Source organism: Candidatus Villigracilis affinis (assembly GCF_016705895.1).
In the GTDB taxonomy this organism is placed as follows: domain Bacteria; phylum Chloroflexota; class Anaerolineae; order Anaerolineales; family Villigracilaceae; genus Villigracilis; species Villigracilis affinis.
The window spans coordinates 33,185-54,860 of sequence record NZ_JADJKT010000006.1; the positions used below are offsets into that span (position 1 = coordinate 33,185).

General features: G+C 50.1%; 22 protein-coding genes. 14 read left to right on the forward strand and 8 right to left on the reverse strand.

Annotation, left to right across the window (positions count from 1 at the left end; all coding sequences use genetic code 11):
* Positions 1–203: 203 nt before the first annotated feature.
* On the forward strand, positions 204–695 hold the full coding sequence (locus tag IPI86_RS03955) for a hypothetical protein (RefSeq protein WP_345296685.1): 492 nt from the start codon (positions 204–206) through the stop codon (positions 693–695).
* Between the two features lie 48 nt (positions 696–743).
* Here the strand turns inward: IPI86_RS03955 and IPI86_RS03960 are convergent, their stop codons facing one another.
* The 8 genes from IPI86_RS03960 to IPI86_RS03995 form a co-directional block, all read right to left on the reverse strand.
* Positions 744–2,807, reverse strand: coding sequence for a 4Fe-4S dicluster domain-containing protein (locus IPI86_RS03960; RefSeq protein WP_345296686.1), 2,064 nt, complete (start codon positions 2,805–2,807; stop codon positions 744–746).
* Between the two features lie 37 nt (positions 2,808–2,844).
* Complete coding sequence (locus IPI86_RS03965; RefSeq protein ID WP_345296687.1) at positions 2,845–5,244, reverse strand: cation-translocating P-type ATPase; 2,400 nt, start codon at positions 5,242–5,244, stop codon at positions 2,845–2,847.
* Between the two features lie 16 nt (positions 5,245–5,260).
* The gene (locus IPI86_RS03970; RefSeq protein WP_345296688.1) at positions 5,261–5,926 is read right to left on the reverse strand and encodes a sulfite exporter TauE/SafE family protein; all 666 of its coding nucleotides are present in this window, start codon (positions 5,924–5,926) and stop codon (positions 5,261–5,263) included.
* An 81-nt stretch (positions 5,927–6,007) separates the two neighbouring features.
* The gene (locus tag IPI86_RS03975; RefSeq protein ID WP_345296689.1) at positions 6,008–7,735 is read right to left on the reverse strand and encodes a cbb3-type cytochrome c oxidase subunit I; all 1,728 of its coding nucleotides are present in this window, start codon (positions 7,733–7,735) and stop codon (positions 6,008–6,010) included.
* Between the two features lie 11 nt (positions 7,736–7,746).
* Complete coding sequence (locus IPI86_RS03980) at positions 7,747–8,271, reverse strand: cytochrome C oxidase subunit II (RefSeq protein ID WP_345296690.1); 525 nt, start codon at positions 8,269–8,271, stop codon at positions 7,747–7,749.
* A gap of 23 nt (positions 8,272–8,294) precedes the next feature.
* Positions 8,295–8,447 carry a hypothetical protein gene (locus IPI86_RS03985; RefSeq protein ID WP_345296691.1) on the reverse strand — a complete coding sequence of 51 codons (153 nt, stop codon included), beginning with the start codon at positions 8,445–8,447 and terminating at the stop codon, positions 8,295–8,297.
* Between the two features lie 160 nt (positions 8,448–8,607).
* On the reverse strand, positions 8,608–9,267 hold the full coding sequence (locus tag IPI86_RS03990; RefSeq protein ID WP_345296692.1) for a response regulator transcription factor: 660 nt from the start codon (positions 9,265–9,267) through the stop codon (positions 8,608–8,610).
* Between the two features lie 7 nt (positions 9,268–9,274).
* Complete coding sequence (locus tag IPI86_RS03995) at positions 9,275–10,873, reverse strand: ATP-binding protein (RefSeq protein ID WP_345296693.1); 1,599 nt, start codon at positions 10,871–10,873, stop codon at positions 9,275–9,277.
* A 36-nt stretch (positions 10,874–10,909) separates the two neighbouring features.
* On the opposite strand from IPI86_RS03995, the gene IPI86_RS04000 reads away from it, so the two are divergent.
* From IPI86_RS04000 to IPI86_RS04060, 13 genes are all read left to right on the forward strand, one after another.
* Positions 10,910–11,086 (forward strand): hypothetical protein, encoded by a 177-nt coding sequence (locus IPI86_RS04000; RefSeq protein WP_345296694.1) that lies wholly within the window; start codon positions 10,910–10,912, stop codon positions 11,084–11,086.
* 216 nt (positions 11,087–11,302) lie between these two features.
* The gene (locus IPI86_RS04005) at positions 11,303–12,388 is read left to right on the forward strand and encodes a hypothetical protein (protein ID WP_345296695.1); all 1,086 of its coding nucleotides are present in this window, start codon (positions 11,303–11,305) and stop codon (positions 12,386–12,388) included.
* A gap of 3 nt (positions 12,389–12,391) precedes the next feature.
* Positions 12,392–13,075: a Crp/Fnr family transcriptional regulator gene (locus IPI86_RS04010; RefSeq protein ID WP_345296696.1), complete on the forward strand. Its 684-nt coding sequence runs from the start codon at positions 12,392–12,394 to the stop codon at positions 13,073–13,075.
* Between the two features lie 81 nt (positions 13,076–13,156).
* Positions 13,157–13,477, forward strand: coding sequence for a cupin domain-containing protein (locus IPI86_RS04015; protein WP_345296697.1), 321 nt, complete (start codon positions 13,157–13,159; stop codon positions 13,475–13,477).
* Positions 13,477–14,004, forward strand: a complete 528-nt coding sequence (locus tag IPI86_RS04020) for a cytochrome b/b6 domain-containing protein (RefSeq protein WP_345296698.1) — start codon at positions 13,477–13,479, stop codon at positions 14,002–14,004. Before IPI86_RS04015 ends, IPI86_RS04020 begins: the two co-directional genes overlap by 1 nt.
* 113 nt (positions 14,005–14,117) lie before the next feature.
* Complete coding sequence (locus IPI86_RS04025) at positions 14,118–15,296, forward strand: hypothetical protein (RefSeq protein WP_345296699.1); 1,179 nt, start codon at positions 14,118–14,120, stop codon at positions 15,294–15,296.
* A 741-nt stretch (positions 15,297–16,037) separates the two neighbouring features.
* Positions 16,038–17,546, forward strand: coding sequence for a diguanylate cyclase (locus tag IPI86_RS04030; protein ID WP_345296700.1), 1,509 nt, complete (start codon positions 16,038–16,040; stop codon positions 17,544–17,546).
* A gap of 327 nt (positions 17,547–17,873) precedes the next feature.
* A complete protein-coding gene (locus IPI86_RS04035; RefSeq protein WP_345296701.1) occupies positions 17,874–18,671 on the forward strand; it encodes a hypothetical protein in 798 nt (265 codons plus the stop codon).
* 13 nt (positions 18,672–18,684) lie between these two features.
* The gene (locus IPI86_RS04040; protein ID WP_345296702.1) at positions 18,685–19,194 is read left to right on the forward strand and encodes a hypothetical protein; all 510 of its coding nucleotides are present in this window, start codon (positions 18,685–18,687) and stop codon (positions 19,192–19,194) included.
* A 13-nt stretch (positions 19,195–19,207) separates the two neighbouring features.
* Entirely contained in the window at positions 19,208–19,438 is a 231-nt protein-coding gene (locus IPI86_RS04045; protein WP_345296703.1) for a flavodoxin domain-containing protein, read from the forward strand.
* 32 nt (positions 19,439–19,470) lie between these two features.
* Positions 19,471–19,728, forward strand: a complete 258-nt coding sequence (locus IPI86_RS04050) for a hypothetical protein (protein WP_345296704.1) — start codon at positions 19,471–19,473, stop codon at positions 19,726–19,728.
* A gap of 49 nt (positions 19,729–19,777) precedes the next feature.
* Complete coding sequence (locus tag IPI86_RS04055) at positions 19,778–20,410, forward strand: type II CAAX endopeptidase family protein (protein WP_345296705.1); 633 nt, start codon at positions 19,778–19,780, stop codon at positions 20,408–20,410.
* A gap of 2 nt (positions 20,411–20,412) precedes the next feature.
* Entirely contained in the window at positions 20,413–21,675 is a 1,263-nt protein-coding gene (locus tag IPI86_RS04060; RefSeq protein ID WP_345296706.1) for a glycosyltransferase, read from the forward strand.
* The last annotated feature ends 1 nt before the right edge of the window (position 21,676 follow it).

The window sequence follows — 21,676 nt, forward strand, 5'->3', positions numbered from 1 at the left end:
TCAATTGCATTCCCTCTTAGGTCGTCCTGCACCATCACGGATTTGTAGAAAGGGGTGAAGTGGTTTAAGCTTTGAATTGACAGAAGTATTGCACTGCAGTTCGAAGATTATGCAGGAGCAAGTTCTTGCAACTCTTCTTTGTGCTGGAGCAAAGAAATAATAAATATTTCTGGGATAATCAGACAAAATGACCTGGAGAAAAAATGAAAAAAATATACTTCTTCTTTCTGATTTTCGCTCTGTTTATTCCTGGAGCAATCGCACATGCGAACGGTGAATTTGACTACATTGTTATCAAAGGGCCAGGCATTACAGGCGATATTAATGTATCCAACCCGGTGTTGACACAGGATATTTTTGCGTTTGCAGACTTCTCAAAAGGAGATGTCAACCCGCCCACAGAACCTGGGCAGGGGTACCAGATCGTGCGAATGCACGCGGATGGCAGCAAAGGCATTCCCTACGATCAACTGCATTACTATCCATACACAGGGTATGTATACTACGACGGCATTGTCAACGGCTTTTCTGAGGATGGCGGCAAATGGTATATCGCCAATCCCGAGATCGAAGAGCCATTCCGTGCCATTCTGGCCGAAGATGCGCGGCTGACATGGATTCCCTTTGCGGTGTTGGCTGTTCTGCTGATCGGCTTTTTTGTAGCGTATCAAATGAAACCCAAGCAAGCGAAGTAAACAAAAAGAGCGCACGGCAAAAGCCGTGCGCTCTTTTTGTTTAAGCGTCTATCGCACGATCACCATATCACTTTTATCATCATAACTAAACACCACGACCTGCCCCACACTCAGGTCAAGTGTATCTGAATACACTACACGGTAATCGTTTTCATCATCCTTCAAGCGCATTTCAATTTGATGTGAACCTGCCGGAATGGAAAGAAATTCAAGCGCCGAAATACGTCCATTGTTGCCGACGCCTGAAGGCTGATAGGTTTCATCCAAAATCGTATTGCCATCCATCACAACGATCACGCTCACCGGATAATGCTCGCCGCCAAAGATTTTCTCCACATCTGCGCCTTCGGGCAGGGTCACACCTGGGGGAATTGCCGCAACAGAAATCTTGCCTTTCAGATCCAGCGCCACACGAATGGCAGAGCCATCCGCAGCGGACATGCCCACGCGAACATCCAACGGGATGGCAAGCGCAAAGATACCAAACAACAGAACCGTTCCAATCAACGCGCTAACAATGGATGGAATCAGTTTATTGCGTTCCTTCACGGAAGGCAAAACAGGCGTGATCTTCTTCGCCTGCGTTTCACTGCGATGCAAATCATTTAGAAAATTCAAAACCGTTTTCGAATTCCCAGGCGTTGTCTCCAGCCAATGCACTTCCTTTGTCACCAGCGCGGGACGCGAATGCAGGCGGTTCAAAATCCAATGCGCGTCTTCGCGGTACACGCCATCATCGTATGGATGAGATAACAGGACGACATCGCGTGCGCCAGCGGTGTGCAGGATTTTGATCCACTCAATATTGACCGCGCTGATACTTGGCAATACCGCCGTGATGACACGCGCCGCCTCTTCCCCGCCGACAGTTGCCACAGCGACGGGAGCATCTCCCTTGCTGAAGTTTAATTCGACTGGCAAGCCGCCCAACGCTTCATCTCTGTGGCTTGCAAACAAGACGGTCACAGGAGTGCCATTCTGTTTTACTTGTGACAGTGTGCCTTTAACCGCGCCGAATACCTGCTCGCCGCTGTAGCCGCCTTTTAAGTCAATCGCATCGGTGGGACACGCTCCCACGCAGATTCCGCAGCCTGTGCATTGCGCGTTATTGATGATCGCCAGTTTGTGATAGCCCGAAGAATCATTGCGGTCATTCATGCGGATCGCGTCGAACGGACATTCGGCGTAGCAAATGTTACAGCCAGTACACTTTGGATCGGTAACAACAGCAGGTCCAGGGTTACGTCCAGAGGCGAGCCAGGGGAGCAGGAACAAACTTCCGCCGACGAGAATCGCCAGTCCCCAAAAGATCAGGTTACCCCATAAGTCGATCAAAGGCAAAAAGCCCAAATAGAATGCGTCCATCGGCACAGATTGAATCAGTTGAGATAGATCCGCAGGTAACGCGGATTGGGCAGGTTTCAAAAGGGACAGGACCGCCAACCCCACCACGGCTTGGATACTAACCCAGCGCGGCGACCACCAGCGCTCACGCGAGAGCCTGAGGCTGTGAATGTAAATGCCAAGAAAGCCGATGAGCGGAATGAAGACATGCAAAAAGATGATGATGACGAAATTGGAAAATGTACGCGAGGCAAGATCGGGCGCAACATAGGTGAGACCCGATGTGCCCGCGAGATATTCCATCATGTATTCGGTCATCCATTGCGCGCGCTGATCCCAAATGAGCCAGTAGCCCATCGTGCCCGTTAGCCAGACCATCGCGAGCATGATCCAGCCGCTCGTCCACGCCAGCCAGCGTTGACCCGAGAAACGGTCACTGACCAACATCTTGAGCATGTGCAAAACGATCAGCACGATCATGCCGTCGGATGCGTAGCGGTGCATACTACGCATGAGCGAACCGAACCAAGTAGAGTCAATTTTCTCAACAGTCTGATAAGCGACATCCAACCCTGGGCGATAAATGAGGGTGATGTAAACGCCTGTTCCGATCAGCACAATTAACATGAAAATCGTCAATGTGCCGAGATGATAAAAAGGATTGAAATCCGATTTGGTGAAACGATTGATAAAGCCTTCGAATTTTGCCCACAGTTTTTCGAAGGTGCGTAAAAGTTTACGCTGTGCGTACGGGTTGTAATTTGTCATTGAGATTCCTGAGATTGGTAATTGGTAAATCGACGATTTACTGTCCACTGTCTACTAACGACTGCTCACTGTTTTCATTTAATAACGGAAATTTATTCATCTTCATGGCATTGGCTGTCACGAAGATACTGCTCGCCACCATCGCGAACGCGGAAAATACTGGCTGTAAGAGACCCGCCATTGCAAGCCCAACGCCGAGCAGGTTATAGATCATAGCCCAGCCTAAGTTCTGTTTCACACGCTTCATCGTTTCACGCGACAGATCCACCAGCCACGGGATGACGCGCAGATCGTCGCGCACGAGCACAATATCGGCGGCAGAACGGGCAACATCGGTTCCATGATTCATGGCTAGACCGATTGTCGCGGCGGCGAGTGCGGGGCCGTCGTTGATGCCATCGCCGACCATTGCAGAGTTCGTACCGAGCCGCTTCATTTTTTCGTCCGAACTAAGCGCGGCATTGACAGGAATGCCCAACGCTTTTTGCCAACGCGCGCCCGCACTCGCTTCGTCACCTGTCAGCACGCCAAGTTCCAAACCACGCGATTGCAGTTGATTTAAAACATCTTTTGCCTCTGAGCGAACCTTTTCACCGAGTGCAAAGATACCCGTGACTCGACCATCCCAGCCCGCATAGACGACGATGTGCCCCGCTTCTTTCCACGCCTCAGCCTGCTTCTCTATATCCGTGGATATGCTCAACCCTTCAGCAGTCATAAAGCGGGATGAGCCGATTCTTATTGACGATTGACCATTGACGATTGACGATTGAGCGATAACTCCCATAGCAGGGATGATCTTAAAAGATGTTGGTTTAATAATTTCAATATTCTGCGCTTTGGCATATTCTACAATTGCCTTTGCAAGCGGATGTTCCGACTCATTCTCAACCGATGCCACAATTTGTAGAAATTGTTCATTGTCAACCGCCAACTGATAACTGACAACGCCCTGCACCTTCATCGGCAATTGACTGAGCGTTCCCGTTTTATCGAAGAAGATTCGCTCCACTTTGGCAAGCCGTTCAAGCGCGGATGTACTGCGTAAAATTGCGCCTGATCCCGCAGCCCGTTCCAGCGAAAGCCACAATGTCAGCGGAGTGGCAAGCCCCAGTGCGCATGGGCAGGCAATTAGCAGCACAGACAGCGCCACCATCAAACCCGTTTCAAGCCCAGCAATGGAATACCAAATCAAGAATGCAATCGTCGCCAGCGCCAACGCCAGCGGAGTCATCCACGCTGAGAGTTTATCCACCATTCTTTCGAGCGGAGAACGCGCCCACAAGGCTTCGTGCAGTAAACGTCCGATTTGCCCCGCCGTGGTGGATGAGCCGACAGCCGTTGCGATCACTTCAAAACTGCCGTCAAGGTTGACCGTGCCTGCCTGCACCTTATCGCCTTCGTGATGGGTTACAGGCTTGGGTTCGCCAGTTAATAACGATTCGTCCACATCCCCTTCGCCGATGGCGATTAACCCATCCACAGGAAAGCGTTCGCCAGGGCGAACCCGCACGCGCATTCCAGGCTTGAGTTCCGAAACATTCACAACGCTATCTTGATTATTTGTAACCACCGTTGCTTGATCGGGAATCTGTTCGAGCAAACGCGAGACAGCCTTGTTGCTGGATTTATGAGCCTGCATTTCGAGCCAACGCCCGATCGAAACGAGGAAGATCAACATGGTGGCGGTGTCAAAATATAGACCGCCATGCCCCAGAATAAAATTACGAACCGATAACCCAAATGCGGAAAATGTTCCGATCATAATTAGTGTGTGAATGTTGGGTTGTCCGCGCAAGAGACTTGCAAACCCTGCGCGCAAAATGGGCAGCCCAAGCAAGATCAAAACGGGCAGGCTTGAAACCAACATCATGATCTGGAAGAAATGCACGAGCCACGCCGTCTCTGGGGTTGCCCAACCCATTAACTCACGCACATAAATTCCGCCGCCCACGATCATGTCGTGCAAGACCATCACGCCGCCGATTAATAAACGTGTGAAAAAAGATTCTTCTTCGTCGCGCGGTTTTTCATCTGGAAGCGTGGCTTGATACCCAAGCGAGCGCACGCGCTTTTTTAGTTTTTTCGGATTTGTAATCGCAGAGTCGAATGTGAGATTGGCTTGCCTCTGAATGAAACTCACATCCGCGCTGACCACACCACTGGTACGGCGAAGCTGTTCGCTGACCAGCCACGCGCAGGATGAACACCACATGCCGCCAAGCGTGAGGATAACTTCTCCACTTCCTTCCGGGACTTGAGCCTGATTCTGCTCAACGGCTGGACTCTCCGCTAGAAGCGCCGCCACCTCCCTGCACGACGGACAGCAAAATACATCCCCATTGTCGTTTGACAGGGGATGTAAAGTAGTCAATCCGCAGAGCGAACAGGCGGAGAGTGTTTTGGCTTTTACAGGAGAAGCAGAGGCTAGATTCATATTTATAACTTGATGATTACCAAAGCATGACCGAGCCCAGCATGAAGTGCTCAATGAGTCCGAGGGAGGCAAATCCGCGCATGGCGAATTGAAAGCCGAAGAACATCATGACGATGGAAGCCAGGCTTCGTGACCAGAAACGCGGAAGAGATTTTGACGCCAGCCATTTGACGGCAAACAGGCTTGGAATGGTGGCAATGCCAAAGATGGACATATTCAACATGCCTTGAAACGCATTGGTGGAAGTGACCGCCGTAAGGAGCGCAGTCAGAACCAAGCCACAGGGGAGGAGTCCCCAAAGAAGACCGAGCAGGTACGAGGTCCAGAGTGAAGCGGATTTGAATCCACGGATGGCGCTGCCCCAGCGTTGAACCAATCCAGGAAATAATGATTCTGGCGAGGGAGTTAATCCAATAAATGCGGATGCCATGTAAAAGGCAATGATTGCAAACAGAATGGAGAGCGCAGATTGGAAGCCATCGAAAGCCCAGAGGGTTTGACCAAAGGCGCCGAAGATGAAACCGAGGATGGAATAAGTGGTGATGCGCCCCACATGCGCGAGTACCCAGGCAAATTTATTTTGGAAGATCGGCTGGCGATCAAAAAGAATGATGACCGCACTGCACATGCCCACACAATGCCCAAGACTTCCGAGGATACCAAGTAAAAAGGATGCTGTCATTTTGTTGAATTACCAGTCCTGGAACTTTGAACCTGCCCGAGGTGGCGATCCCCGGGCAGGTTTTCAAGGGAGAATTTCCGTCTAGCGGATGAACCAGGTACGCCCCAACAGCCACCAGTTGGTGAAGTAATAAATAGCGAACCAGACAAGGAAGGCAAAGACAAGTACCAGCGCGCCTTTGGGTTGATTCTGTTTGTCTTCCATTTGATGATCGGTCAATTTTGTGGAATCAATGATCGGGTTGTGCGTGCCGGTTAGCAGCAAAAGATTGGATGCTTCGAGACGAGGTCCAGTCAAAATGGATGTGAGCACGATGGTCACATACATAATGCCGCCGACGACTGCGAGCAATGCGCCAATGCCAAAGACCGCCAGTGAGATTTCAACGGTGCCAGGAACCACACCTGCAAAGGTGATGTCCCAGTTGCGACGGGCGACGCCCTGCAAGCCGCTGACGATCATGCCCATGGAGGTCAACAACATGCCAGTTCCGAAAACATAAGGCTGCCATTTTGCCCAGCTCTTGAGTTTGAGTTCCTTGCGAAAGATGAGCGGAATGACGTAGTAGGTGAATCCCATGAAGGCAAGCGTTGTACCGCTTACCACGGTTGCGTGGAAGTGACCGGGTAGGCGCAAGGTGTTATGAACGAGCATGTTGATCTGTTCGGTGCCGATGGTTACGCCGGTCACGCCACCGATCCAGCCAAAGAGGAACATGGAAAGAACGAGAGAACTAAAACCAGGCTCTGCCCACGGGGCATTGCGAAGCCATCCGAACAAACCTTTTCTGTAGCCTTTGGCACGCAGGGCAATTTCCAAAGCGGCCGGGATGGAGAAGGCGTGCATCATGGAACCAAGTACTGCAAGATACATCGCATAGGATGTGTTGACCGCTTTCCATGCGAATGAAAGACCAGGGTCAACCAGCAGGTGATGAGCCGAACCAAGGTTAATGAAGAACAGGTAGAGGATGAAGGCAAGGCGTGAGAACTTTTCATTGACCGGGCGAATGCCAACAGTCATCTGTGCGAGCGCGTACCAAATAGATACCATTGCAGCAAGATTGACCTGCTGTGCGGGGTGTCCGAAACCCCAGAAGAAATTGCGATAGATTCCAGGATCGTACGTTTTGAGAATACCCAGTGACCAGAAGAAAGCAGGCACAATTGCGGCAGCACCTTCAAGCAGGGTGTAGGTGGCGAGAATGGCGGCAGTCATCAAACCAAAAACCACTAATGGCAGGGAGCCTGAAAAACGCCCTTCCCGTTTGGCAACCACGATGTTAATGAAGAATGTAATGACTGCAATCAACGCGCCAACCGCAAACAGGATGTAGCTCAGGTAAAACAGTGGATGCGCCTTCATGGGGACATATGCCGAGAACATGACATTTGAATTGGGGTCGATCAAGACAACAGCGTTGGCCATCAAGCCACCAACGGTCATCATGATAAAGCCTGTCCAGGCAAGTTTTGGTGCAGCATGCCGCGCATTGAGCAAAATGGTGGAGCCAAAATGCAGCCCTGCCATCTCAAAGAAAACGATCCAGGCGATTAGCATGTCAATACCGTGCAGTGTCAACAGGCGGTAGAACCAGACAGCAGGAAGCAGGTGAATCGCTTGCCAGCGGGTCAGCGCGATCAGCAACGCTGCAATGCCGCCGAGGGCGAGGGTCACTACAGCCATCACCGCATTGGCGATGATAAGACGTTCGGTGTGCATATCCACTTTGAGGGTGGTTACGGGGCAGTCACGGTAATCGTCCTTTGCGCCTTTTGTCCATGCAGTTGTAGGGGCAAGTGATGCCATATTTATTTCTCCTATTTCACGATCACTTTACCAACCATCGTGTGATGGCCGACAAAGCAATATTCATTACAAACGATGGTGAATTCACCTGAACTGGTGGGTGTAATGGTTGCAACATAGTCATACCCGGGAATGACCTGGAGGTTGATGTTGACTGGCTGAAGAGAGAACCCGTGCTGTAAATCCAAGGAAGAGATATGCAGGCGGTATTCTTCTCCCTTTTCCAATTGCAGAATCGGATACCACTGCCAGGTGCTGGCGCGGATGTACACATCGCTGCCGGGAGGGGCGGCGACAATCGGGAAGCCGCTCGCTTCATCCTTGCCGACGGTGTACTGCTCCACAAAAGCATTAACCTTCGCCCCATAATCGGCGGGCGTGGTTCTGTAGGTTTCAGTGGGCACATTTTGCTTGCCATAGAAATACCAAAGCGGCATCATGACCGTAAGAAAGACGCACCAAACAAAGGCAACAGTGAGCCAGCTTTTTTCCATACGGCCCATGGGCTTCCACCAATTTTTTTCAGGCGCTAACATAATTCATTCTCCAATTTATTAATTTATGGGGCCAAAGGCACATTTAACAGATCAATAATCCCCCACACGTTGTAGATCAATGTGCTGATCAACAAGGACAAAATAAACAACAGCCAGATGTTGTCAAATATCTTTTGACCAGGATGTTGCTGTTCTTCCTTTTCTTTTTCGGACATGGCGATTCTCCTCATAAAAGATAGGTGCGAAAATTTTGAATTTCATCGTTCATATTACTTTAATTACCCCGATTAACGTATTTGTTATACGTAACAATTGGAATGAAAAAAGAGTGATTTTTCAATCACTCTTTTTTACAAAAGAATTAGTTCTTTTTTATTACAACAGCCCTTTGCTTTGCGCCAGTTTGGCAGCCTCTCTACGTGAGTTGACCCTAAGCTTGGAAAGGATATTGCGAATGTGAGTCTTGACTGTGTTCAGGCTGACAGTTAATTTTTCAGCCACATCCCTATCTGATGCGCCTTTGGCAACCAAAGACAGTACTTCCAATTCACGCTCAGTCAACGAGTTATCTTCATTTGGAAGATCAGTGCCACTTTTTTGATTCAAACTCATGCGCCGAAACTCGGCAAGAACCCGCCCTGCCAGCGACGGTGTGATGGCAGCTTCACCATTCAAGGCGCTATGCAACATTTCCACCATGATATGAGATCGAATATCCTTTAATAAATATCCCTGTGCGCCGCTTTTCAAGGCCTCGAATAATTTTTCATCATCATCGCGAACAGTAAGCACCACAATGGTCGTGTCGGGTAAAGATTGCTTGATCTGGCGCGTCGCTTCCAGCCCATCCATGGTAGACATTTGAATATCCATCAGGATCAGATCTGGCTTTAGTTCCTGCGCTTTGATCACCGCTTCAAGCCCATCATTCGCATTGCCTACGACTTCCATATCAGGTTGAGAACCGATAATTACAGCAAGCCCTTCACGAAACAAGGCATGATCGTCTACCAGCATAACGCGTATTTTCTTCATCTGAATTTTATTCCTTATTGCTCAAAGGGAACGATAGAATAATTTGTGTCCCCATTCCAGGTATGGATTTGACCTCAAGTTGTCCGTTAATTCGCAACGCTCTTGCTTTCATGATCTGCAAGCCAAAATGTCCATTCGGGCTGGGCTGAGAGGAGTCAAATCCATTTCCGTTGTCTGCAACCAGCAACTCATAAGTCTGATCTCTTTTAGTAAATTGCACAATGATCTGGGTTGGGTGAGCATAGGAAATTGCATTGGTTAACGCTTCACGCACTACATGAATAACCTGTTCGTTTACATGTGGGGGACAATTGCATGGAGACTCGGCTTCACAGCGCCACTCGATGATGGTGCTATGTTGGGCAGAAAACTCCTTTGCCACTTCCTGCAACTGACCACAAAGTTCAGAGTTGATCGGATTTTCGTCCATCAAACGATTAATGGCTTTGCGCACATTTCCTGTGGCCTTTTCGATGGTCTCGCGAGTCAATTTCAACCTTTCCAATGCCGCCTGATTCTTTCCGTTGGAGAGCAATTCAACAACTTGATCTGTCATCAAACCCAGATAACTAAATGTTTGCCCCAATCCATCATGCATATCTGCCGCAATACGGCGGCGTTCTTCAAGTGTGGCAATACGCTCTGCCTGTTCATACAAACGGGCATTTTCAAGGGCAATTGCGGCTGTATTTGCAAGTTTGGTGAGCAGATCGGTGGATTCATAGCCGAATCTTTGCGGGCTGGCACTACCAACGCATAATGCGCCAATGATCTGATCATTGCTTCGTAAAGGAGCTGCCATATGACTGCTGCGATATTTATCAGACAGGATAGAGCAGCCTTCACGGCAGGTATCAATACCGCAAACCACAGCCCTATTACTGTTAAGAATGGAATCTGTCAGGTCATGCTTTTTTATGATGGTCGTATCATCAACCGCTGCATCTGCATGCCCACTAAAGGTTTGAAGTTTAAGCAAAGGTTGGCTGGCATCCAATAAGCACAAAAATGAAACATCCCCATTCAAAAGTTCGCTTGTTTTTTTCGTTACCGAACTTAATACTTGCTGAATATCAAGACGTGAAGTGATTTCCTGGGTGACGACATTGAGCGCTTCCAATTCCCGCGTCCGCTGAGAAACCCGTTTCTCCAGCGTATCGTTCAGGTCAATCAACTCCCGCTGTGCAGATTTCAATCCAAGGCGCATCCCATCAAAAGATTGAGACAACTTCCGCATCTCTTCGGGACCATGCACCTGCACCGGTGTTTCCAAATCATTCCTGCCCAAATGCCCGGCAACCACTCCTAACTCAGCCAGCGGTTTGAGCACAGACTGACGTGTCACCCATGCCCCACCGGCAAGCAATACCAACGCAAAGAATAAAAAACCAAATTGAATGTTACGCAAAATATTTAACTTCGCTGTTGAGTCTGCCTCGTATAATTGCACAACTATATCCGCTTGCCGTGCAAGAATCGTAGATAGCTTTTCAAGTTCCTCAATGGCTGACGAGTAACCAATCTCACTCGCTGACATCCCCCCAACAACATCAATCGCCGCATGGAATTTCTCCCAGCTTTGGCGCACGTCGCGCAATTCATCCAATATTTCAGTGTTGCTCGTTTTAGGGATTGAGACATAATGATCTGGTATATAGAGAGTGACCCCGCCATGCTCAAGCGCCGTGAGCGTCCGCTCAAACGTATTCTCCGCATCCACCAGCATTTCACTCGCGGTCCCATTTCCCTGCTCTCCAACTGCAAACCGCACCATAAGTTGAACCAACATCCGCTGCCGCCCGGCAAGGTTGATGATTAGTGCATCATTCTGCTGAGTCTTTACGCCCCAAAACGTTGCACCTACCGACGTAAGCACAAGTAGAACGAATGCAAAAAATAAAGCACTCAACCTGCTTTGAAGACTCTTTAACATGTAAATCCTCTTTGGTACATCATTGTCTTGAAATTATACCCCCCAGGCTTGACGCATCGCCAACCCTGAAAATGGTACAAAAACACAGGGTAGAATAACCCCATGAAAGCATTTCCAAATCGTCTCCCCTTGCCTTTCCTCTTCCTTGCTATCCTTGGTTTGCTCGCTGCACTATGGGCAGGGCTTATGCGCCTCGGCTGGCAGTTACCTGCACTCACCCCATCGCTTGCCATGTTACATGGTCCTGTAATGATCTCTGGATTTTTAGGAACACTCATCACGTTGGAACGCGCGGAGGCGATGAATCAAAAATGGATGTACCTGTCCCCGCTTCTTTCTGGACTGGGTTGGCTGATCGCCACCATTTTGCCGAAACTCCACTTTGGCATGATCCTCCTAACGCTTGCCAGCCTCGGCGGAGTTGCCATTTTGGCAGAGATCGTCCGTCGTGAATTTGCATTGCATACTGTAACCATGTTCCTCGGCGCGGTTGCGTGGCTGACAGGAAATCTCTTGTGGACGTTCGGCTGGCAAATTTATCAAGTCGTCTTTTTCTGGATGGCGTTTCTCGTGCTGACCATTGCGGGCGAAAGACTTGAGCTAAGCCGCGTTCTGCGCCCTACACAAATGCAGCGGATGCTCTTCGGAGGCATCGTTGCTGTTTTTATAGCTGGCATCGTTCTCGCCCTGTTCAATCTGCAACTCGGCACACGCCTCAGTGGACTTGGGTTACTTCTGCTGCCACTTTGGTCACTGCGCAACGACATCGCCTGGCGCAACATTCGGCATAAACTTCCGCTCACACGTTATATTGCCTGGTGCCTCGCGCTCGGCTTTATCTGGCTCGGCTTCGGCGGTGGATTAAGCCTCGTGTTTGGCGCACAGGCGGCAGGTCCAAGATATGATGCGGCATTGCACGCAGTCTTCGTTGGCTTCGTCATCTCGATGATCTTCGGTCATGCACCCATCATTTTCCCTGCGATTCTTGGTGTGCCGATCAATTTTCAGCCCGCATTTTACATCCATCTGGGTTTGCTGCATGTTTCGCTTTTGCTGCGTGTCGTTGCAGATTATGCAAACCTGCACACCCTGCGCATGTGGGGCGGGCTGTTGAATGAGGCGGCAATTTTGCTGTTTATCGCCATGACGGTTTTATCCATTCGCAATAGTATATTGGCAAAAGCATAGCCCATGAAAAATGACATTCTTCTAAAACGCCTGCAAGATTTTGAATTCCTGCGCGGACTGGATCATGAAACCATTGAGGCACTTGCAAAGAGTGCAGTATGGAAGGTCTTCGCGCCTCATGGGGTTGTATTTTGGGAGGGCGATACCGAGTCAAATTTGTATTACCTGCAATATGGTTCGTTGAAAGCTCTGCGGACTGCGCCTGATGGACGGGAACAGGTGTTACGTTTTTTGGATGCGGGCGAGATCTTCAATGAGATCGGCGTGCTGGCGAAACGTCCCAACCCTGTGACGGCGGTGGCATTGGAAGAGTCGGGCATTTGGCTCATTCCGCGCCATGCGTTGGAAGAGGTGGTGATGAAATATCCGCAGACGGCGTTGCAGATCATCGGCAACATGGCAGATAAGATCATCGACCTGGTCACGTTGGCGGCGGATCTATCGTTGAAGACGGTTGAAGCGCGTTTTGCCAAATTGTTATTGGATTCAGCCGAGGGCGATGTGATCGAACGCCGCCGCTGGACGAATCAGACGGAGTTGGCGGCGCACTTGGGAACCGTGCCCGATGTACTCAGCCGCGTCATCCGCGAATTGACGAAGGCGGGGTTGATCGAGATGGATAAGCAGCACATCCGCATTCTGAACCGTGCGGGCCTGGCGGAGCGAGCCATGTTACAGGGAGATTAAAGTTTGGGTTGAAAAACCCGACAAAAGTCGGGGTATGAAGCGGGGACTTCCAGTAAAGTCAGACATATCAAAGGAGACGATATGTCTGAGACAAGTCAAATCTATTTTGCAGAAATAAAATCAAAAGCGGTCTTTGCGGCAGATGGGCCAAAGCCGCAGTTTTTAATTGACACGCCAAAGTTCAAGTCACTGGTCGTTGGGCTGGAGGCGGGCGGGCAAATTCCCGTTCACCCTGGCGAGGCGGCGATGTATCACTTTCTCGAAGGCGAAGGGCTGATGACGGTGGGTGATGAAACTTTTGCCATCAAACCCGGCGTGACGGTGGTGGTGCCAAGCGGCGCGAAACGTGGCATGAACGCAAAAACACGCGTGGTGTTTTTGGGCGCGAAGGGTGAACAATAATGAATGCTCCCAAATGCTATCATCCTGTTCAAGTGTCATTGCATTGGCTGGTTGTGCTTTTGGTGGTCGCCGCCTTTGTGATGGGCAAATCAATGAGCGGGCTGCCGAACGATGCGAACAAACTTGCGCCGTTGGCGTTGCACATGGGCGTGGGAATTTTTACACTGGTTGTGATCGTGACACGTTTCATCACACGCATGAAACTCCCCAAACCTGAGCATGTTACAGCGGGCAATGCTTTCTTCGATTGGATCGGTAAAGCGGTGCATTATGCCTTGTATCTGCTGGTCTTTCTGACTGCGGTCAGCGGCATGTCGCTTTCGATGCAGGCTGGGCTGGTGCCGATCGTTTTCGGCGGTTCAGGTTCCCCACTCCCCGCAGACTTCTTCGATTTCACGGCGCGAATGCTGCACGGCTTCATTGTGCCTGCTTTATTGCTGCTTGTCTTTTTACATGTCGGCGCGGCGCTCTATCATCAATTCATGCTCAAGGATAATCTTCTCGCGCGCATGTGGTACGGAAAATAAAAAAGGAAAAACTTTTGTGCACGGAAGTCACGGATTTCACGGACACCCATTTGAAAAGTAATAAAAAATCCGAGCACTTCCGTGTGATCCGTGTACAAAAAAAGGAAAATAAAATGCCAATCCCATATTTACTCACTACTTTGCTTTATACCTTCGTCGCTTTGCTTGCCGCGGCAGATGCTTCACTCGTCAGCATGAGTGTTTTCAGCGCCTTCCCTGCCTTGCGCTGGGTTCGTGTTCATTTCATTACATTGGGGATTCTCTCGCAGGTGGTATTCGGTCTGCTGCCATTGCTCACGGCTTCGCTTTCCAAAAAAGTACGCCCATCCATGCGTTGGGATATTTGGCTCACGATCAATGCGGGTTTGGTGGCGTTGGTGGCTGGCTTTGGCGGCATGAACCACCCGATGATCTTCACAGGCGGCACGCTCATCTTTATTGCTGCACTCTTGCTGATGCTTCAACTCTGGAGCATTCGTGGCGGCGATGCGCCAGTCAGCCTCAAGTTTTACATCACGGGTATTTTTTATCTGATGGTCGGTATCATCATCGGCACAGGCTTATTCCTCAACTGGAGCGGTGCGCTCTACATCAAAGTGCCGCTTGAAGCGCACATCCACGCCAACTCATGGGGCTTCATGTCACTGGTCTTTGCTGGTTTGCTCGTGGACTTTATCCCAATGGTCACAGGCAAACCGCTCGCCTCTAAAAATGCAACCGCGTATATTTTCTGGGGTATGACCCTCGGCGCGTTCGGGCTTGTCCTCGGCCCGTGGCTGGGCGGAAGTCTGCCTCCCACCGTGGCGGGTTTGGTCTTGCACATCTCTGCCACCGTCGTACTGCTCGTGTCGATGATCCGCACTCTGAAGCAAAGCGGAAACCTGAACAGCGCAGGCGGATGGCATCTCGTCTCTTCCTATATTTGGATTTTACTGCCCGTGATGATGGCGCCATTGCTGCTGCTCGGCATCCTTGAAGCGGGCCCTATCGAATCAACCGCGCCTCAAGCCTTAATTTATGGCTGGGTGCTGCAATTTGGCATTGCCCTCATCCCATACATTGCCCGCCGCTTCTTCCTGAAAGATGAGAAGCCGCAGTTGGGCGGATGTTGGGCCAGTCTTGCGCTGGCGAACCTTGGCAGTGTCCTCGTTTGGGTCAGCATCTTCAGCGGAACTGCCGAGGGAATTGTCTATGGCATTGCGTTTGTGTTCTACACGCTGGCGCTGATCCATCCGCTCAGGGAACTGGCAGAGATCGCGCGTGATGGGTTGAAGAGATACGACTTGGTATAGTCGATGGTTGCGGGTCACCTTGATTTCAAGGTGACCCGCTTTTCCATAATATATATCTCCATATTCCTGTTTCAGGTCGCTTCTGTCGTAACGCCGAATATCCAGCACCAACTGCGCGCTAGGCTAAGATGCGATGAACACAACGGGTATGGGAATTGCAAACCGCATCAGAAAGAAAGCCACACCATAAACCAAAAAGATGATCTCGCAGTTCGGTTCGGAAATTTCCGAACCAGAAGACAAACAAGGATTATTGAATGGTTTGGTCCAAAGGATTAAAACAAAAGGTTATAAATATCCAACGTATCAGGGGAATTTGAAATGTTTTCATGTCTGACTTGATTCGAATTGTACTCGCCGTGACTACCATTTGCCTGCACTCGGTTTTGGGAGACTACATCAGATGATCAGGTTATTGATTCAGACTTTGACCTCCAATCTATTCTGCCCATTCTTGCCGGTTTCGGTAGAGTTGCAATTCGGACTGAGCTGGCTTTCTGCAAATTTACCCTCCATATCGTTAGCATGCTTCTTGTGCTAATGGCGTGATTCACAGGCAGTTTGCTCTTTTTGCTGATCGGGATAAGCTTAAATGTCGTACTGTTCCTTTTTTGCTCTCTAGGTGTAAGTAGTGAGGTTGGTTGAAGAAATAAGAAAATGGCCCTCAACTTGAGCTTCCAATCCGAATAAACTTTGTTTGGTGTATATTTAATGTGTAACCGTTGGGAAAGGACACAACTTATGGACGATCGAAAAAAAAACAGGGTTCAATTGATCGAAGAATTGGACACGCTTCGTCAAATTGTCGCATTGAAAACTGATAGAGCACTGATGGAGACGCTTCATTCCAGCCTTGTGTCTACGGCGATGGACGCCATCATTCTGGTGGATTCTCAACAGAGAATTTTGGAATTCAACACGGCTGCAGAAACAATCTTTGGTTTCAGCCAATCGGATGTTGTCGGGCAGCCGCTTGGCATGCTTATGCCCGGACGATTTCGGGAAAGTCATCAACGGCATATTCAACGCTTTAGTGAAACCGGTGTAACTTCTCGAACCATGCGGTCGTTGGGCATACTTACAGGGTTGCGGGCAAGTGGCGAGGAATTTCAAATGGAAACCTCGATTTCGCATATTTACATTGGTGGGAAAGATTACTATTCTGCCATCCTGCGGGACATCAGCGGACGTATCAGCCTTGAAAACCTAATCATTCGCCAGTACGACTCGTTGAATACCCTCCATCTGATCACTCTGGATCTTTTGAATCGTAGGGATATCAAGGACCTGTTACAGTTCATTGTGGATCAGGCAGTTAAATTACTAGAGGTGAGTTATTGTGAGATTCTGTTGCCGGATAAGGAGGAATTGGTAGCCAAGGCGTTTACCCGTAATAATCCGTTCCTTTCCGGCAATCGTTTCACCCGTAGTTCGGGACCATTGAGCTGGCAAGCCTTCGATTCTGGGTTACCGGCCATTTTGGAGGATTATTCCACCTGGCCCCAGCGCAACAGAATTTATGAGGGGGAAGTGTTTCATGCTGCAGCCGCCATTCCCATTTTGATCGCAGGAAAATGCCTTGGAGTGCTGGGATTGACACGCGACCGGCCTGGTTATACTTTCCATGAGGAGCATATACTTACTGCCACACGTTTGGCGGCAAGTATCGCCTTGGCTATGGAAAATTCACGGCTCTATCAGGAAGTGAATCGACTGGCAACGACCGATGAGTTAACCGGGACGCATAATCGCCGAAGTGTGCTGGAGATCGGAGAACGCGAATATCAGCGTTGCCTTCGGTTTGAGAGCCCCTTGTGCGTTGCCATGGTCGACGTGGATCATTTCAAACATGTAAATGATGCCTGGGGACATGCCACAGGAGATCTTGTTTTACGTACTATTTCCGAGGAGGTGTCAAAACAGATCCGTAAAACAGATACAGTCGGTCGATATGCGGAAGAAGAACTATCGGAAAATGTCGTAGGTCGCTTCGGTGGGGAGGAGTTTGTCATCCTTTTTCCTGAAACCGCGCTGGAGGGGGCCGTGGTTGTGGCAGAGCGGATCCGCGCTGCGATTGAAAAAATTAATTTTACTGGCGAGGATTCACTGGAGTTTCGTGTCACTGCCAGTTTGGGAGTTGCTCTGCTAAACCCTAAATCAGATTCTCTGTTGGATTTAATCAATCATGCCGACCATGCGCTTTATGAAGCAAAGGAAGCGGGGCGGAATCGTGTTTGTGTTTTTGCCTAAAAATCTATTCCTGAATTGAAGAACCACCAGTCGATATAGATTTTATGGAATTTTGTGGGGTGACTGTTTGCGCAGAAAGTTGTTACATTCATCCCTTACATCACCTGTCGGACAATCTAAAATTCTTTCCCGGCATGAAATTCAGGATTCTTTCTCTATCCGACCTACCCGCACCCATTCTGTATTCTTCAATGACCGCCTTAGGCGGGGCCATTCCTGGCACATCAAATTATGAAGTGTCAATTCAGGATCGGACTTCTTTGTGCATCCGGCATTTCGTTGCTGGATGTTTTTTTAACTTTACCCGTTCCAATTCAAGGATTAAGCATGAAATCGAAAACTCCCTATACCCTCTCCATCCTCATTGCTGTTTTCGCGACAATCGCATCCGCTGGTGGATTGCTTTTACCCGGTCTGTACCGTGACAACATGTTCGTCACCTCTGCGTGGATGGGGAACGATGTCATCACCCTGTTCCTGGCTGTGCCGATCCTGGTCATGGCAATGATATTTTCCAAACACGGCTCGCTCAAGGCGCAATTGGTCTGGATGGGCACGCTGGATTACATGCTCTACAATTATGCATTCTATCTCTTTGGTTCAGCGTTCAATTGGTTCTTTTTACTCTATGTTGCCCTTCTGGGACTTTCGATCTTTGCACTGATCTTCGGGTTGATCCATCTCGACTTGAATGAGATCAATCGGCATGTCCACGAACGAATGCCTGTTGGGTGGATCGCAGCCTATATGTTATTCGTAGCCACGGGTCTGTCCCTGATCTATATTACACAGTCCATCGGGTTTATTTTCACCGGCGATGTTCCAGCAATTGTTACCAACACAGGTCACCCCACCAATGTTGTTTTTGCACTCGATCTGACCCTGCTTGTTCCCTTCCTGATTCTGGGCGCAATTTTGTTGTTAAGGCGCAAGCCCTGGGGATTCGTACTGGCAGGAATATTAACGATCAAGGGACCTTTATACACAATCGTGTTGACTGCTGGCTCGCTTTGGGCGGCGAATGCGGGTGTGCCGGACGTGGCAGGTCAAGTGCCACTGTGGGTCGTACTTACCGTGCTGGGTTTGATGGCCTGCGGGCTTTTCTATCGAAACCTGCATCAGTAAGGAAGGATAAATCATGTCAGGCATCGGTCATCTTGCAGCGGGTTTTGCCGCAAAACCAGTTGAACTCAAAATACCGCTATGGGTCTTGCTGGTTGCCAGCGAAACAAACGACATTCTATATTTCCTGTTTGCGTTCATTGGGCTTGAGCATAAAGCGGTGATGACAATGGATTTCAACCAGGGTGTCAAATATTTGACACCCGCTTTGAATCCCTGGTCGCATGGTTTGTTTATGTCCGTGGTCTGGTCGCTGACAATTGCGTTGATGGGCTTTCTTTTTTACAAAGACCGTCGCAGCGGCATCCTCCTTGGGCTGGTGGTTTTCAGCCACTGGCTGCTCGACTTCCTGATGCACTCCAACCTGCCATTGTTCTTCAAAGGTTCACCACTGGTTGGACTCGGCATGGAAAATTCAGGTATTGGTTTGCTTTTCATGACCATTTTCGATCTTGTGATTCTTACCGCAGCCATCCTTTTTTACTACCGCACAAAAAAACGAACAGACCTGTCTGTTCGACCATAAAAGGACATGGAACATGAATAATAAAATCCTTGTAACCTATGCCAGTCGTTTTGGCTCCACCGAAGGTGTCGCAAAAAGTATCGGTAAAACCCTTGCTGAAAATGGCGCGAAGGTGGATGTGTTGCCGATGCGCGACGTCAAAGACTTGTCCCCGTATGATGCGGTGGTGGCGGGAAGCGCGGTCAATGGCGGAGCGTGGCTGCCCGAAGCCATGCAGTTTGTACCGGACATCAAGCCGAGTTGAAGCACAAGCCGTTTGCAGCATTTTTAGTTTGTATGACACTGACCATGAAGAACGGCGAGCAATATCGCAGTCATGTGTCCTCATGGCTGGATCCTGTCCGCGCGCTGGTGAGACCCGTAAGTGAAGGTTTGTTCGCAGGTGGGTTGGACATCCACAAAATTCCCTCGTTCAGCGACCGCCTGAAATTCCGATTGAGCGTCCTGTTCGGTGTTTGGAAGGAAGGCGACCATCGCAATTGGAATGCCATCCGTCAGTGGGCAATGGAATTGAATCCGTTGTTGACAAAATGATAAGGGAATCACAAACGCCTTGAATTCAAACGAGATGGAAAGGATGCATATGCAATCTAGCCGAGTTTTGTTCGAAACCATCATTGTCACCATCATCACCCTGATGGGTATGTTGTTCATTCCGTCCGCAAAACTCCTTTTTGCTCTGCTCCCGGTGGCATACCTGCTCATCGAACACCGCCTCCGCAAACGGACGTGGGGCGATTTGGGCTTCAAGGGTCGAACCATTTGGGCGGATTTACGCGCAAACTGGATTTTGTTCGTGTTCATGGGGTTCGTAATCCAACCAGCCACAGCGCTATGGGCAAAAACATATTTTCCTGAATTCCTGGCGCACGTCCAGGCGCGGCTTCCTTTCGAGAATGGGCTGGGCTGGGGAATCCTCCTGCCGTTGCTCGCGATTTCACTGATCGGCGAGGAGATGACATATCGCACGCTGATCCAGGGGCGGCTGGCTCAGTTCATTGGAACGCCGGCGGGAATTGGCGTGGCTTCGCTTCTGTTTGGGTTGGCGCACTTTGCGCCGGGACCGGGAATCGTCGTGTTGACCGATGTCGGTCTGATCGTTGTTTCCTCCCTTTTTTATGGCGTGTTGTTTGCCCGCCGCAACAACCTGTGGGTCGTCTGGCTGGCTCACCTGTTGGGCGATATTTTTGGGTTGATCATTTTGGCTTCGGTCTGACGATGATGCGTATCACCATCTTCGGCGCAGGTTCCCAGGGCGACATCCAACCCTGCCTGAGATTAGGGAAAGGCCTGCAAGGCGCGGGTTTTCAGGTGCTTTTGGCGGCTCCGCAGAATTTTGCTGACCTGATCAGGGAACAAGGTGTGCCATTTCACTCCTTGCGTGGCGATGTGCAAAAGATCATGGCGGGCGAGACGGGGCAAGCCTTCATGGAAAAAGGCAGTGCCAATCCGCTGAGATCGATCCGCGACATGCGCGACATGGTTGGGCAGGTTGCCATTCAAATGGCGGAGGGTTTACTGGAAGCGTGCCGCGATGCTGACGCGCTTATTACGCTGGCGGTCTTTGCCCCGTTTGGAAAAACGATTGCCGAGATCTGCGATATCCCGCTCATCCTTGTCGAGCCGACGCCCGTGCTCCCGACGCGCAACTTTCCCGCCCCAGGATGGATCGTGCAAAAGGATCTGGGCGGGATACACAATCGATTATCAGGCTTTGCCATGCTGAACGTCATCTGGCAATGGTATCGCCCCTTTGTGAACGAATTTCGAGAGCGCTTTGGCTTGCGGCGGATGAACGCTTCCGGCTTTCATCGCATTCTGGCATCCACTATTTTATTGAGCGCCTACAGCCCGAACGTGATTCCCCGTCCGCGCGATTGGTCGGATACCGTCCATATCACAGGATATTGGTTTCAAGATTCGCAATCCTTCTGGCAGCCTTCTGTTGAGTTGGAAAATTTTCTCGCGCAAGGGGAACCGCCTGTGTATGTCGGGTTTGGCAGTATGGCAGGGCGCGACCCCGAACGTCTTACCGCGCTTGTGCTTGAAGCGTTGTCGAAGAGCGGTCAACGCGGCGTGCTTGCGACAGGCTGGGGCGGCTTGAACGCCACGAACGCGTCAAAGCATGTGTTTATGTTGGACTCTGCACCGCACGACTGGCTTTTCCCACGCATGTCGGCAATTGTGCATCACGGCGGCGCAGGGACGACCGCCGAAGGTTTGCGGGCAGGTGCGCCGACGGTGATCGTTCCGTTTATCGTGGACCAACGCTTTTGGGGAGAGCGGTTGCATGACATAGGCGTTGGGGTGAAGCCGATTCCAGCCAAAGGGTTGACGGCAGATAAATTGGCAGAATCAATTCACCGGGCGACAAGCGCAGCGCAGATCAGGCAAAGAGCCGAGTCGCTTGGGAGGATGATCCGCTCGGAGGATGGCATCGGCAATGCGGTGAAAATCGTCACGCAGTATTTGGGAGCATGAT